This is a genomic window from Bacillus sp. BSL6, assembly GCF_052928345.1.
The window spans coordinates 1-1,138 of sequence record NZ_JAVGCW010000031.1 but is presented as its reverse complement, the minus strand read 5'-3'; the positions used below and the strand labels follow the sequence as shown (position 1 = coordinate 1,138).

Annotated in this window: 2 protein-coding genes; both read left to right on the top strand. The window is 33.6% G+C overall.

Going from position 1 to position 1,138, the window contains the following annotated elements; translation table 11 throughout:
• The first annotated feature begins 228 nt into the window (after positions 1-228).
• Positions 229-663, top strand: a complete 435-nt coding sequence (locus RCJ96_RS27375; RefSeq protein WP_446699953.1) for a hypothetical protein — start codon at positions 229-231, stop codon at positions 661-663.
• The coding region (locus RCJ96_RS27370) for an ERCC4 domain-containing protein (protein WP_446699952.1) at positions 660-1,138 on the top strand (479 nt) is incomplete at its 3' end. The genes RCJ96_RS27375 and RCJ96_RS27370, both read left to right, overlap by 4 nt.

The following is a 1,138-nucleotide window of genomic DNA, read 5'->3' as shown; positions in this document are numbered from 1 at the left end:
TCTTTTTGTTACTTTTGTTACTAAAAATATATATAAACAAAAAATAAATATATATATAAGTATTCTATTAGGGGGCTTAATGCTCAAAATAGGTAACAAAAGTAACCTAGGCACCTTAATCCCTTGGGGCTCTAGGGCTCAAGGGGGTTACTAAAAAGTAACACATGCTAATTTTCGGTGTTTTTTAGTAACACTTCTAAGTAACTTTTGATAACAGAGGTGATAGATTTGCAGGTTTTATTAATTTTAAGTGCGATTTGGAAATCAGGTGCAAATATCTACCTTGATGAAAAAGATAATCAAGTTGCGATAAAGAAACAAAATTTAATTCCAACGGAAATTATGCAAGCGGCTGAACAAAACTATCAAGCTATTTATGATTGGTTTAAATCTTGGAAAGACGAAAGTTCGGAGAAAATCACGTTAATGAAGATATTCCATCATTTTTGTGGGTGGCAGCATAACGAGAAATTACATAGGTGGTTACTTGATGAAGAAGATTCGTTGCAATTGTTTTATGAATGGACGATTGTACTTGCAAAGAATGGATGGACAGATGTTTATGAGGATCATCGCCAGTTTGAAAATGACGAATCAAATACAATGGCAAGAAAGATATATGAACGTGCGGTTTTATATGCGAAGAAAGGAGCGATAGCATGATCCGTTTTCATTACACAGATAAAGAAATAACTAACATTCTTAAAACACTCACAATCGTTATCGATACTCGTGAGAATGTAAATGGGCATATTCTTGATTATTTAAATCAAAAGGATATACCAGTAAAGCTTCAAAAATTAGATACAGGTGATTATGGCTGCATGATTCCCAAAAATGAAGAGTTGGGAATATCGCGAGATATCTATTTAGATAGCCGAGTAGAGCGGAAAGCCCACATGGATGAGATCACAGGGAACTTACAAAAAGATACGCAAACAGCGTTTGAAAATGAATTAATCCGTTCGAAAGACATTCCATTTACTTTAATTGTGGAAGATCCTAAAGGCTATGAAAAAATGTTAAAGGGTCAATATCGTTCGAAATATAATCCATTGGCGTTACTTGGAAGACTTAATACATTTAAAGCAAAGTACGGTTTTGAAATTGTGTATTTAGATAACAAGTACAGCGGTAA